The sequence below is a fragment of the Algoriphagus sp. 4150 genome, assembly GCF_031457395.1.
Taxonomy (GTDB): Bacteria; Bacteroidota; Bacteroidia; order Cytophagales; family Cyclobacteriaceae; genus Algoriphagus.
Genome location: NZ_JAVDWS010000002.1, coordinates 212,715 through 225,866, shown reverse-complemented (window position 1 = coordinate 225,866; position 13,152 = coordinate 212,715). Strand labels below are relative to the sequence as shown.

Annotated in this window: 9 protein-coding genes; 6 read left to right on the top strand and 3 right to left on the bottom strand. The window is 42.3% G+C overall.

From position 1 onward, the window contains the following. Positions 1–132 precede the first annotated feature (132 nt). The 6 genes from J2X69_RS04300 (at position 133) to J2X69_RS04275 (ending at position 10,158) form a co-directional block, all read left to right on the top strand. The gene (locus J2X69_RS04300; RefSeq protein ID WP_310098970.1) at positions 133–2,664 is read left to right on the top strand and encodes a M14 family metallopeptidase; all 2,532 of its coding nucleotides are present in this window, start codon (positions 133–135) and stop codon (positions 2,662–2,664) included. Positions 2,665–2,908: 244 nt separating this feature from the next. Continuing rightward, a complete protein-coding gene (locus J2X69_RS04295; protein WP_310098967.1) occupies positions 2,909–4,570 on the top strand; it encodes a carboxylesterase family protein in 1,662 nt (553 codons plus the stop codon). A gap of 136 nt (positions 4,571–4,706) precedes the next feature. Then, positions 4,707–5,897, top strand: coding sequence for an AAA family ATPase (locus tag J2X69_RS04290; protein ID WP_310098964.1), 1,191 nt, complete (start codon positions 4,707–4,709; stop codon positions 5,895–5,897). 110 nt (positions 5,898–6,007) lie between these two features. After that, complete coding sequence (glgP, locus tag J2X69_RS04285) at positions 6,008–7,666, top strand: alpha-glucan family phosphorylase (protein ID WP_310098961.1); 1,659 nt, start codon at positions 6,008–6,010, stop codon at positions 7,664–7,666. A 295-nt stretch (positions 7,667–7,961) separates the two neighbouring features. Continuing rightward, a complete protein-coding gene (locus J2X69_RS04280; protein ID WP_310098958.1) occupies positions 7,962–9,761 on the top strand; it encodes a M14 family metallopeptidase in 1,800 nt (599 codons plus the stop codon). Positions 9,762–9,771: 10 nt separating this feature from the next. Continuing rightward, positions 9,772–10,158, top strand: a complete 387-nt coding sequence (locus J2X69_RS04275) for a VOC family protein (protein ID WP_310098955.1) — start codon at positions 9,772–9,774, stop codon at positions 10,156–10,158. Between the two features lie 244 nt (positions 10,159–10,402). Here J2X69_RS04275 and J2X69_RS04270 read toward each other — a convergent pair whose 3' ends face one another. The 3 genes from J2X69_RS04270 to J2X69_RS04260 all read right to left on the bottom strand — a co-directional run bounded on the left by J2X69_RS04270 (position 10,403) and on the right by J2X69_RS04260 (position 12,998). After that, positions 10,403–10,996: a hypothetical protein gene (locus J2X69_RS04270; RefSeq protein WP_310098952.1), complete on the bottom strand. Its 594-nt coding sequence runs from the start codon at positions 10,994–10,996 to the stop codon at positions 10,403–10,405. A 61-nt stretch (positions 10,997–11,057) separates the two neighbouring features. Then, entirely contained in the window at positions 11,058–12,320 is a 1,263-nt protein-coding gene (locus J2X69_RS04265) for a hypothetical protein (protein ID WP_310098949.1), read from the bottom strand. Between the two features lie 99 nt (positions 12,321–12,419). Further along, a complete protein-coding gene (locus J2X69_RS04260) occupies positions 12,420–12,998 on the bottom strand; it encodes a YceI family protein (RefSeq protein ID WP_310098945.1) in 579 nt (192 codons plus the stop codon). Positions 12,999–13,152 lie beyond the last annotated feature (154 nt).

Here is a 13,152-nt window from a genome sequence, read left to right as displayed (position 1 = left end):
GATAGTTGGTCTTCCAAGAGTATCGCCTTCATTAAGATTAAGATATTTCCATTTTAAGGCTTTTATCTGATCGGCTATTTCGCTTCTTCTTTTTTCAGCTAAATTGGAACACCCAAATAAAAATTATACTCAATGAAAAAACTCTTACTCCTTGCCTTTTTCTTTTGTACCATTATCTGGACCATCCAAGCCCAGACCAAAAGCCCTGAGCAGTTTTTGGGCTATAAGCCAGGTGACAGATTCACTCCACATCACCGCATGGTGGATTATTTTGAGCACGTAGCCGCCAATAATCCAAATGTACAAATCATCCATTACGGCCAAACAAACGAACAACGACCTTTATTTATCGCTGTACTATCCAGTACCGAAAACATGGCCCGGATCGAGCAAATCCGTGAGGACAATCTGAAAAGGGCCGGGATTTTGGATGGTGACCCTTCCACTTCCGTCCCGATCAACTGGATGTCTTTCAATGTACACGGAAATGAGTCCGTGGGAATGGAAGCTGCCATCGCATCATTTTATACACTGACAGATCCCACCAATGAGAAATCCCAAGAATGGCTGAAAAACCAGGTGATCATCATAGATCCATGCATCAATCCAGATGGCCGTGACCGCTACGCGATGTGGTACAATCAGAAAATGAACATCACCTTACAGCCAGACTTGCAATCTGTGGAGCACAGCGAACCTTGGCCAGGAGGACGTGCCAACCACTACCTATTTGATCTGAACCGGGATTGGGCTTGGCAGGTACAAGTAGAGTCTCAGGCCAGAATGAAACTTTACAATCAATGGTTGCCACAATTGCACCTTGACTTCCATGAGCAAGGCATCAACAACCCATTCTATATGGCTCCTGCCGCGGAGCCTTTGCATGAGCAACTTACGTCTTGGCAACATGAATTCCAGGATATATATGGTAGAAATACGGCGAAATACTTTGATGAAGCCGGGCGCTTCTACTTCACCAAAGAGCGTTTTGATCTGTTGTATCCTTCCTACGGAGATTCCTACCCCATGTTTAATGGAGCTATAGGCATGACTATAGAGCAAGGAGGAAGCGGTTTGGCAGGACTAGGGGGGTATAATGCTGTGGGTGACACCGTGACGTTAAGCTCCAGAATTGAAGGCCATTACACTGCAGCCATGTCGGCTGCGGAAGTTACCAGCCAGAATGCAGAAAAATTAATTACTGAGTTTACTAAGTTTTACAAAGACAACTCCACCAATCCAAAAGGAAAATATAAAGCATTTGTCATCAAAGGGCAGAGTAACCCGGCTCAAACAGCTAAATTATTGGAATTACTGGACAAAAACGGTATACGCTATGGGAAAGCAGGTTCAAAATCAGGACTAAAAGGCTTTTCCTATGGCACTGGCAAAAACGAATCGTTTTCAACTTCTGATCAGGACATTGTTATCAGTGCTTTCCAACCGAAGTCTGTATTGGCCCAGGTGCTTTTTGAACCAAATCCTGCCCTACATGACAGCATCACCTATGATATCACGAGCTGGGCTATGCCTTATGCTTATGGACTGGAAGCTTTCGCAGTAGAAACAAGACTTGATGCTTCTTCTGCCTATGAGAAAAAGCCATTTACCGCAAACCAGGTGGACAAAACACCGGTTGCATACCTTGCTGCCTGGCAAGGTACCCGAGATGCCGCTTTCTTATCTGCATTGCTTCAAGAAGGAATTCGGGTAAAATTCAATGAGTTTGATTTCGAAGTAGAAGGAAAAAGCTTCCCGGCAGGATCACTGATGATCACCAAAGGCGGAAATGAATATGTGCCAAATTTCGACCAAAAAGTCATCGATATTGCCAATAGATTTCAGGTGACATTAGCCACTACCATGAGCGGCTATGTGGACAAAGGAAAAGATTTTGGCTCACCAAACATCCGTGTGGTCAAGGCGCCAAAAGTAGCCCTAGTCGGTGGAGAAGGAACTAATTCCCTGAATTACGGAGCTATATGGCACTTCTTCGAAAAGGAACTGAATTATCCCCTCGTGAATCTGGAGCTGGATAAAATGGCTCGCTATGACCTGAGCAAATATACCTTACTTATCATGCCATCCATGCGTGGAGGAGGACTAAGTGAACAAGCCCATAAAAATTTGATGGAATGGGTTCGCGCCGGCGGAAAGCTGATCGCAATCGAAGGCGCGTTGAATTTATTTGCAAATCAAGAGGGATTTGGTTTGAAAACTTTTGATTCGGATGATGACAAAAATGCTGCAAAAAAAGTAGCAGACTCCTTGGCGAAGGCGGAACGGCTTGCTCCTTATCAAGAAGGCGAGCGTGTGGCGATTTCAGGAGGTGCCTCAGGAGCAATTTATGAAATCACCATGGACGAAACGCATCCCTTGGGCTATGGAACCAGCGGAAAATATTATACACTCAAAAATAATTCGAACAGATTTGCTTACCTCAGTAACGGTGCAAATGCAGGAATAATCGCAAACAACGATGCTTACCGAACCGGTTACATCGGTTTTAAAATCAAATCAACGATGGGCGAATCCATGGCAATAGGTGTAGAAAACGCAGGGCGCGGAGAAATCGTCTATTTCGTAGATGACCCGATTTTTAGAGGTTTCTGGGAATCAGGAAAACTGATTTTGAGCAATGCGATTTTTATGGTGGGACAATAAAGTAGAATCAAGAGATTAGATTCGAGAACCAAGAAAATAGATTTTAGTATCAAGATATGAGAATCAAGACCGGCTGCTGAAAAGTAGCCGGTTTTTTTGTACTCTAAATCTATTTTTTCATTTTGAAACAATATTTGTCCACTCAAATAATACTGTGCAGAGAATTACCTCCGGATTGCCATACTTAACGAATACTGAAGTATATTTTATTTACTATCAAACAATTAGCATTAAACCCAACACTATGAAAACAAATAGACGCGAATTCTTCAAGAAAGTCGGTGTAGGTACTGCGGGGCTCGGTCTAGCCGCTGCGGTTCCTTTTTCCTCCAAAGGAAATACCACAGCCAGACCAGATGCCGATCGAGGTCAATTCCTGCAAATCGGTGATGACATTGCCATTGCAAACACAGATTCCGGAAAAGTCAGAGGCTACATCCTCAATGATATTTATACATTTTTGGGTATTCCTTATGGAGCAGACACTTCGGGCAAAAACAGATTTATGCCTCCAAAAAAGCCAGCTCCCTGGACTGAAGTAAAGCCAACCATCTGGTGGGGAAATACTGCTCCCCAAATCATGGATAATCGCTATGCCAGTCCTGATTACTCTTTCGCTGATCACTGGAACTATGACGATCTAAGTGAAGATTGTCTCAAATTAAATGTCTGGACTCCGGCTTTGAACAGCAAGAAAAGACCTGTACTGGTCTGGTTGCATGGTGGGGGATTCACCAATGGAAACGGCATAGAACAAGACGGGTATCATGGCGAAAATCTCAGTAAAAAAGGAGATATGGTGTTTGTCTCCATCAATCATCGCCTTGGCCCAATTGGCTTTACGGATCTGTCAGGAGTCGGAGGATCCAAATATGCCGATTCCGGCAATGTAAGTCAGCTGGACATCATCGCTTCCCTGGAATGGGTACGGGACAATATCGCAAATTTCGGCGGTGATCCGGGAAATGTCACCATCATGGGTCAGTCTGGAGGAGGAGCCAAAGTCACAGCAACTATGGCGATGCCTGCGGCAAAAGGCTTGGTGCACAAAGGTGTAGCACTAAGTGGATCTATGCTTCAGGCATCAGATCAGGATTATTCACAGACCTTAGGAGAATATGTGATGAAGGAAGCCGGCTTGACTCCCGATACAGTGGACAAGTTGCAGGAACTTACTTGGCGTGAATACCTGGATGTAGCAAATACGGCTTTGGTAAAAATGCGAAAGGATCATCCGCTGCCCGGTTTTCGAGGCGGATTTAGCCCGGTAGCGGATGGGAAAAATATTCCGAAGGGAGAGTTTTTTTCCGAAGGAAGCGGATTGGCTTCAGATATTCCATTTCTGATTTGCACTACATTCCACGAGTGGAACCCTACACGGACTTCCCCGGAATTGGAGAAAATTGACTGGGCGGGAGTAGCAGAGAAATTGAATCCTAACTTTGGTGATGCCACTGAAGAAATCATAACAGCCTATCGCAAAGATTTCCCTGAGGCTTCTCCGGCTGATCTTTGGGCGATGATCTTGTCCAATAGAAAAGGGGCAATCAGCGCTGCCAATGCGAAATCGAAGCAAAAATCCCCCGTTTACTTAGCTTGGTTTGGCTGGGAGCCTGCCTTGTATTCTGGTAGAATGAAAGCATTTCACTGCATAGATATCTGTTTTTGGTTTGATAATACCGACCGCATGTACACACATACCGGAGGTGGAGATCGACCTAGAAAACTTTCGGAGAAAATGTCTGCTTCTCTCCTTGCTTTCATGAAAACAGGCGATCCAAATGTCGGAGTCCTTCCGGAGTGGCCGCCATATTCTCCCGAAAACGGGGAGACAATGATTTTAAATGATACGGCAGTTGTGAAAAGCAAACCGGATGCAAATGGGCTGGCAACTTTGCCGACTTAATTATCCGCTATTTGAATCAAAAGCGCAGAGTTGATAGAGTTCTGCACTTTATTTTGCACAAATAAATATGCTAATTTTACCGATAACGCATATTTATTTGTGCATTATTTATTATTTTTGCACAAATGATTGTGCAATGGAAGAATTACTGGATATTTCAAATTTACTGATTGACAGTACAAGAATTGATTTCAAGCGGTATCTGTATGAAAAAATAGATTGGGGGGAAAGACTCATAGGCATTAAAGGTGCGAGAGGAACGGGAAAGACGACCTTAGTATTTCAATACCTTAAAGAGAAAAAACTGGCAGGAGTTCAGGTTTCCTATTTCTCATTGGACGAGCTATTTTTTCTCTCCAATAGCCTACTTGACACGATCAAGAGATTTTACCAATCCGGAGGAAAAATCGTTGCATTGGATGAAGTCCACAAATACCCCACATGGTCTAGAGAAATCAAAAATCTTTACGATAGGTATCCCGACCTGCAGATCGTTTTTACAGGATCATCGATCGTGGATATAAGCAAAGAAGAAGGAGATTTAAGCAGAAGAGCCGTAATGTATGAACTGCACGGTTTATCTTATCGGGAATTTCTAAAGTTATACCACAATCAAGATTTGCCCATAATCACTCTAGACCAAATCCTTGATCCTGTCTTAAATATCAGGACATTGCTCCCTAAAGAATTCAAACCGCTCCGGTATTTTCCTGACTATCTCAAAACAGGCTACTATCCTTTCTCCAGCACAAATGAAGAGATGTATTTCAAAAAACTGCGACAACTCATCCGCACGATAGTAGAATATGACATGGCCGAGATACGCGGTTTTGATATCAGAAATGGCAAGAAATTACTCCAACTTCTCTATATCATAGCTCAGCAGGTTCCTTTCAAACCCAATATTTCGGCATTGGCAGAGAAAACACAAATCCACCGTAACTCTATGGGCAGCTACATGCTATATCTGGCAGAGGCACGGCTCATCGATTTGCAATATCCGGCAGGGATCAGCGTAGCTACGCTCCAAAAACCTGAAAAAGTATTCTTGAACAACACCAATTATCTCTATGCTCTGAGTGAAATCAAACCTGAAATCGGCACGGTAAGAGAAACCTTTTTCAATAGCATCATTAAAGTAGACCATAGAGTCAATTTCTCCAAAACAGTAGACTTTCTAGTTGATAATCAATTTAATTTCGAGATCGGAGGAAAAGGAAAATCGACTAAGCAAGCCACAGCAAATAGCACTTGGATCGTCAAAGATGATATAGAGTTCCCTACAGGGCAAAGTTTACCAATATGGATCTTTGGATTATTGTATTGACACCTTAGATTTTTTAATGAATTGATCGCCTATATTCTTTACAGTTCACCACCCTAATTTTGTGGCCAGTCTTTTGATTTCAACTAAATTGAAAAAATTAACCACACGCAATGACTGATTTCAGAAATTACAGTATCCCTTATGAGCTCTCCCCTGAGTTCTCCAAAAAGACGGCCTATTTTTCCATGGAATTTGCTGTACACCAGCCACTCAAAATCTATAGTGGCGGGCTGGGCTTTTTGTCCGGTTCGCATCTGCGCAGTGCCTACGAACTCAAACAAAACCTGATCGGAATAGGCATTCTCTGGAAATACGGATATTACGATCAGGGCAGGAATCAGGATCAGACCATGAAAGCGGAGTGGTATGAGAAAACTTATAGTTTTCTCGAAGACACCGGAATCAAATATCAAATCTCAATACACGGAAATCCGGTCTGGGTTAAGGCCTACTATTTAGCACCTGAAACATTCGAAAGCGCACCTTTATTTTTGTTGAGTACGGATTTGCCTGAGAACGATTACCTAAGTCAGACAATCACTCACCGATTATATGATTCTGATACTGCGGCAAAAATTGCCCAATTTATTATGTTGGGAATAGGTGGGGCGAGGTTACTGGACGAACTGAATTTCAATCCGGAAGTATATCACCTCAATGAAGCCCATGGTGTAAGCTCAGTTTTTCATCTGATGCGGAAATTCGGCTCCAAAGAAGAAGTGAAAAAACGCTTGGTTTTCACCACCCACACTCCCGAAGAAGCCGGAAACGAAAAACATGACATCTACCTATGCGAGCAAATGGGCTACTTCAACGGATATTCCCTGGATAAAGTCAGAGAATTAACCGGTATGGAGGGTGATCTGTTTAATCACAGTTTAGCGGCATTTCGATTTGCCAGAAAAGCCAACGGTGTCAGTAAACTTCACGGAGAAGTGAGTAGGGAAATGTGGAGCAAGTATCCGGATATTCCTGAAATTACATCTATCACAAATTCCCAAAACTATAGCTACTGGGCAGATAAGCAGCTTTACAACTACATGGATGAAAGTGATTCGAAGAAGTTTGATGAGCGAAAATATTTTCTAAAAAAGCAGGCGTTTGAGATCGTTGCTGATCAGACGGGGCAATTGCTTGATCCAAATGTATTGACGATTGTATGGGCTAGACGCTTTGCCGGCTACAAAAGAGCGGATTTAATCACTAGGGATCTTCAGCGATTTGAAGAACTCATCACTAACTCTGAACATCCGATCCAGATAATCTGGGCAGGAAAACCTTATCCATCCGATTATGGGTCAATTTCTATTTTCAACCAGCTGGTACATCTAAGCAAAAAACATTCGAATATAGCAATGTGCGTGGGTTATGAACTGACATTGAGTATGCAACTAAAGCAAGCGGCTGACATCTGGCTAAACAACCCCCGAGTTCCCCGTGAAGCCAGCGGAACTTCAGGTATGACTGCTGCGATGAACGGAGCAGTGAATTTCAGCACTTTTGACGGTTGGATATGTGAATTTGCAGAGCATGGCAAAAACAGTTTTATAGTGCCTACAGCTGATTACCAAAATTTGAGCATTCCAGATCAGGATAATTTTGATCTTCAAAACATTTATAATGTCCTGGAAAAGGAAATTATACCCGCTTACTATAGTGATAAAATTGCCTGGAACACCATTGTGCAACAAGGAATGAAAGATGTATTAGCCGGATTTGAAAGTAATCGTATGGCCACAGAATATTATGAAATCATGTATAAGGCTTAAAATCACATTTTAAAGTTTGTGATTATCCGCAATGATGCCAGTAGCCATATTTCCCTTGTTTTCCTGGACGGAAGACAGGTGACCGAAGTGGCCGCTCCGCTAGTGTTTGCCGGATATTAAGACTCCTTTCTTCCATTACTGGTAGAAAGCGGATAATCATATTAAAGTTTATCCAAAGCCCAGATTTGCCATCAAACTGGGCTTTTTTGCATTCAAATGATGTTTCAGCAGTTTAACCCAAAATTGCACACTGCTATCAAAGTACTTCCGATATTTAAGTAAACAATCCTTACTAATGAAATCAATCCTTTCACTCTACCTTGCTATGTTTTTCATGAGCTTGTCCTCTATGGCAATCGCTCAGGACATAATGCCTCCTCTACTTCCTTGGAATGGGCAAAGCAAAGAATTACTTGTGGATAATTCCGATAAGTGGGTTACCTCATTCGAACTTTCTGACGGACTGGAATCCCCAACCTATGCAGAAACGATGGCTTGGATGGAGAAATTGGCAGAAAATTCCAGCTACCTTCGGCTTGTTTCAATTGGACGCAGTGAGCAAGGTAGGCAGATAAATATGGTCATAGCTTCGAAAGATCAAGACTTTACCGCGGATGAGTTATCCACATCCGAAAAACCCTTAATCCTATTCCAAGCGGGAATTCATGCAGGGGAAATCGATGGGAAGGATGCGGGAATGATGCTGCTCAGAGATATAAGCCAAGGAAGCAAATTAGCCCTTTTAGATAATGCCAATCTACTCTTTATCCCAATCCTCAATGTAGATGGTCATGAAAGAAGAAGCGAATACGCCAGGGTAAACCAGCGGGGACCAAAGGAAATGGGCTGGAGAACGAATGCATTAAACCTGAATCTGAATCGCGATTACACCAAATTGGAGACTGCCGGCATCAATGCCATTGCCAAAGTTATCAACAGTTACGATCCTGATCTGTACATAGACATTCACGTGACAGACGGGGCAGATTATCAATACGACATCACGTATGGATTCGTAGCGACGGGAGGGTATTCTCCGGAAATATCTAAGTGGCTATCCGGCTATTTCCAACCGGAAGTAGATCAGGCTTTGAAAGATCAAGGCCATATTCCCGGTCCTTTGCTTTTTGCGGCGAACAACGAAGACTTTACTGAAGGAAATATTGCTTTTTCATTCAGCCCGCGTTTTTCCCATACTTATGGAGATATTCGCCACTTACCTTCAATTTTGGTGGAAAACCATTCTTTAAAACCATTTGAACAACGGGTGCTTGGGACATATGTATTTCTAGAGCAAGTAATCAAAACTATGGGAGCACACTATTCCGAGCTTCAAGCTGCGGTGGAATCAGACAAGAATCAGAAGAAAGAATCCGTGATCGTGAAATATCAGTTCCATGATACACCTGCAGATTCTGTGGAATTCTTAGGTATTGCCTCCAAAAAAATCACCTCTGAAATCACCGGGAAGGAATATGTAGTTTGGGAAGGAAAGGCTATCACACAGCGTATACCAAATATCCTGATGGATAAGCCCGCGGCTTCTGTTCCGGTACCTAAGGCTTATTGGATTCCTGCAGAATGGTCTGAGATCATCGATAAACTGACGGTCCATGGTTTTGAAATGGAAACTTTGGAAGATGCGAAGGCGGTGAATATGGAGCTATCAACACTATCGGAATACAAACTCAGCAATCAACCACTGGAAGGCAGGTTCCGGTTTCAGTCTTTTGAATTGGAAAAAGAAAATAGTACAGTAATGCTTAATCCCGGATCTGTACGTGTGAAAACGGATCAGCCTTTAGGGGAATTATTGGTTATTTTGATGGAGCCGGAATCGGTGGATAGTTTTTTCCAATGGGGATACTTCCACTCCATTCTTTCTCAAACAGAATACATGGAAACGTATATCATGGAGCCTTTGATCTCCAACATGCTATCTGAAGATGCAGATTTGAAAAAGAGGTTTGAAGAAGAAAAAACTATCAACCCTGATTTTGCCAAATCTCCCCGCGAAATCTACCGCTGGTTTTATGAGCAAACACCTTATTTTGACCAAAATTGGAAAGTAATTCCTATTGGTAGGGAGTGGTAAAAATAAACACATGAAAATAGAACATCTTGCCATTTGGGTTGATGACCTAGACAAAATGAAGGACTGGTATTGCCAATCCTTCGCTATGACATCAGGCGAAAAATATGAAAATCCTGCAAAGGGATTCAGTTCGTACTTTTTAAGTTTTGATTCAGGCAGTAGGATCGAACTCATGAGAAGAAGTGATGTACAAGACTCTCCACAACCCCGCGGGATGGTTTCGGGGTTGGCTCATTTTGCAATTTCTGTAGGATCAAAAGAGAAAGTCCTATTGAAGACGGAGGAATTTCGTAAACAGGGGTCTAAAATCATCGGTGAACCACGGACTACCGGAGATGGATATTTCGAAAGTGTGATTGAAGATCCGGAGGGCAATTGGATAGAAATCACGATTTAGCAACTAATCAAAGGGATTTAATACTTACAACCTGAGTTCGATTTAAAACCGTCACTGCGAGGCTTAGCCGGGGATTTGTGGGGAGGAAGCCGCGGCAGTCTTCGTATAGCAAGATTGCCGCGCCCTTTCCAACACACAATCTCCCTCTAAAGGGCTACCGATGACGTTATAACCACTTTCGATTGAATTGCATAAATCGAACTGAGGCATACAAGGTGGATCCAGTGTAAAAAACGACAATTCCTCACATCAGCTTTTCCAGTACCAATCCAAAACTAACTTCTATCGAATCCCTCACTTTAATCGTTCCCAATAGCTTTACGGGAGGATCTATTTCAAAATCTGTAAACGCCAACTTTCGTTCTCCTGTCAGTAATGCTTTTTCCCCATTTTTAGCTAGGAAAACGCAAGAAATCGGATAGATTTTAGAGACTCCGGCCAGGGTGATTTCTACTTCTCCCCTCAGATTTTCTTGATTTATGTTTTCTGATTCTTTGGTCATCTTCAGAAAGCGTACTCCAATAGTGGGATGTTTCTCCATCTGAAGTGTCTCTCTAAAATCTATGGTCATCAATGCATTGAAGCAATCAAAATTGACAGTTTTCAGGGTGATCTCACCACTCCATTCAGACATATCACGAGAAGGAAAATAAGTTTCCGTAAGAATATCCCCTCCTTGATACTCCTTTGATTCACATCGAAAACTCGAGATGTTAGTACTCCCCGAGATTTCTATGACACTACCGGAATCTATTTTCCAGGTCTTTACCTCGAAGGCTTCAGATGTAGTGCTCGGTGAAGACCAGTAGGTAATAATAAGTAGAAGTAAAATCTGCATGATTTTAAATGGAAAAGCCCAGTCAGATTATAAAAAGAATCCAACTGGGCAATGACAGTGTTTAAAAGCTGATAGCTGCTTCTAGATTAACCCCATTGAATTTTGCATCATTATAGATGGAGGTTGCTCCAAATCCGTTTTTATATTCTTGGTTCATATACTCCAATTTGACAATCACATTTTTTGTCATAAACCATCCTCCACCTACATTCAACCGGCTAATTTCAATTTCAGAGGGATCTGAATCATTGTTTTTACCCTTCACGGTATTGTATCTACCGCCAAGATAAAATTGCTCCGTACCTCCAAAACGGTATAGAAGCTCGCCTGACAGCTGGGTAAAATTACCGTTCCCTTGCTCCTCAGAATTACCTACAGACTCCACGATCCCGAAAAACTCTAATCCTTTATACTTTATAAATGGGTTTAGTTGGAATGCGGTCATTTGTCTGAAGCGAGGATTAAACCTTCCTTCAAAATCATTTGCCGCTCCTTCTAAAGGTTGTAAAATGCCATAATATCTCCCCCCTGCTCTGTCACCGCCATATAGCCAAGATCCGGTGGTAGTGCCGTTATTCATATACCATGAACCGGTAAGTCTGAATCTGAAATCATCATTAAGTTGCTTATCCACACCAAGTTTCCCATAAAATGACACCTTGTTATCCGTATTGTCATTCACAATTACATTTTGGTTGAGCTTGCCATTACTGAGACCAAGCACAGCGATCAGCCCATCTTTTTGCACAGTCACTTCACCAAAAGCTTCAGTTGAAAATGAATCCATGATATAGTTTCCTATAAACGGATTAAAGATTACCCGGGCATTGTCGGATCTCCTGAAATGCGCATCACCATAATTGAACTCATCCAAACCAAAGGTGACCGTGGTATAATCCATGATCCCGTCCAGGAAACCCTCTTTTATAAATCCCAATCGGTCAATTTGAACATAACCGCCTTTCACCCACGATTCATTATGATGCTTGGATGACAGGTAAGTTCTTAAGTGTAATCTCAGCCCGTCCGCGAGTTGCGTATTGATGTTTAGATTGGCGGTAGGCAAGTTGAAGTTTGATCCGAGTTGCACTAGATTATTCAGCGAATTGGAATGATCGATAGCTTGAAATTGCAAAGCAAAATCCCCTCCCACAAACACACGGACTTTATCAAAATCGCCCCCCTTTTCTTTAGGACTTTCAAAAACATTCAATCCCTCCTTACTGTTTTGGCGAAAATACTGAAGTTCCGTTTTTTCTTGAGCAAGGGAGACACCCGATAGCAGCATCGCACAGGTTCCCAAGGTTAATGTAGATAGTTTCATCTTCTTATAGTTTGCAGTTCAAAGGTTAGACCTCACTACCGTCAGGCTATGGAATCCCTGCCTGCGGCAGGCTCGATTTCCTGTTGGCTTAATTTTAAATTAATTTTTTGGTGAAAATCCGGCTTCAAATGCCAGCACCAGTTCATTCCCTGTCTTAATTGTCCCGAGTACTGCCGTAGGGGCATCTACCTCAAAATCACTAAATGAAATAGTATAAGTTCCCTTGAATTTGACAGCATTTCCCGAGAGAGAATACGTCACCTCAAGCGGAATAATTTGTGACTTTCCTGCAATTGTCAATTTGCCTTTGGCCTTGATCTTAGTTCCGGTAATACCCAAGAATTCAGTCATTTCAAATTTGATAAAAGGGTATTTTGCGGCATTAAGTGCTTCATAAGCATTTTTATCCATAGACCCTTTCCCGCTTTTTAGACTTTTCACAGGCATTTCTATTGTAAGAGAGGATACTTTAGAAAGTTTACCGTTTTCTAAACTAAGCTCGGAGGATCCCGTGCTCCCCTCCTTGGCCATCATCTCCCAGTCATGTATGGTAGAAGTTCCGGCTACAGTGAACCGCTGATCATCGGACATCTTGTAGGATTGCTGCGCAAAGCCCGGAAACCACGGCAGCAACATCATGGCCAGGATTATAGTCGGGGTAATAAGACGCCTTTTCATTTCGGAGTATTTAGTTGGTCTGTTATCACTGGTGCAAAAGTAGGTAGTACAGTAGATGGAGACAGTGAGAAAAAAGCTAAAAGAAGATGATTTAAATCATCGTTTACCCACTCATTGGTTCGTATCTTAAGTGCATTTAAATCGAAAAATTAAT